Below are 806 nucleotides of genomic sequence, written 5' to 3'. Positions count from 1 at the left end.
GATTGCTGTTAATTTTTTCATGATAATTTCTCTTTTATATATTCATATTAACTGAGGCTTGGTAAGCAAGTCCCCGTCTGATGGAGTTCATATTAGAGGAATTTTTTTGGATTGAAATAGCTGAAAAGGCGCTTCCCTTGTCTTTGCCGAATAGGTGATTTTAAGTGCATAATTCGCGAAATATGCAGTTTTCTAGCAAACTAAGTACGGATTAGGCCGTTTCTTTCAAATGAGCAAGAAAGCTTCAAAACCGAATGTCGAATTGCTCTTAATAAGCATGTTAGACCGAAGAGCTTGCATGGTTGTGTTGAATAAATAGAAGGGAAAATAATGAATCTTCGGTTAAATGCAGATTATTAAAAATCATCTTGCACAATGTTTTTTGAATAAATTTTGGCTTCTAATGATTTATTCAATGCGGGTGGTAAGATTCGGTGTGTATTTCAAATAAAACATCCACAGGTTCACCGTTATAATGTACGAAATCGAAGTAAAAGAGGTGTTGCCTTACTTTCTGGGTAACTGGAAAGTGCAGCGAGTGATTTCTGGTTTTGGAGAAATTATAGGGCAGGCGACGTTTCAGGTTAATGATGTACGTGATGATTACTTATTACTTAGACTTTAAAGAGGCGATGGTTTTACCAAACGCTCAAAGTAAGAGTCAGGATCAAAAGCCGAACGCATTTCGAACCTATGAATATTGAATGACGTCAGAGGGCTTTGACATCTTTTTCTCTGATGGGGAAACAAAAGGCGATTATGTTTAATATTTTAAATAGTAAATCATCGAAATGACCAGTAAATCA

The 806-nt window shown here is 35.7% G+C and carries 1 protein-coding gene; it reads left to right on the top strand.

Features of this window, described 5'->3' with window-relative positions; genetic code table 11:
• Positions 1 to 475 precede the first annotated feature (475 nt).
• Entirely contained in the window at positions 476 to 625 is a 150-nt protein-coding gene (locus MUS1_RS16110) for a hypothetical protein (protein WP_156924907.1), read from the top strand.
• Positions 626 to 806 lie beyond the last annotated feature (181 nt).

It is taken from the genome of Marinomonas ushuaiensis DSM 15871, assembly GCF_000521805.1.
In the GTDB taxonomy this organism is placed as follows: domain Bacteria; phylum Pseudomonadota; class Gammaproteobacteria; order Pseudomonadales; family Marinomonadaceae; genus Marinomonas; species Marinomonas ushuaiensis.
The sequence above is the reverse complement of the archived record's forward strand: the minus strand, read 5'-3'. Positions and strand labels throughout refer to the sequence as shown.

What these genes read in the sequence shown, in the direction of transcription:
- MUS1_RS16110 (WP_156924907.1), top strand. Translation starts at nt 476, where the DNA reads ATGTACGAAATCGAAGTAAAAGAGGTGTTGCCTTACTTTCTGGGTAAC.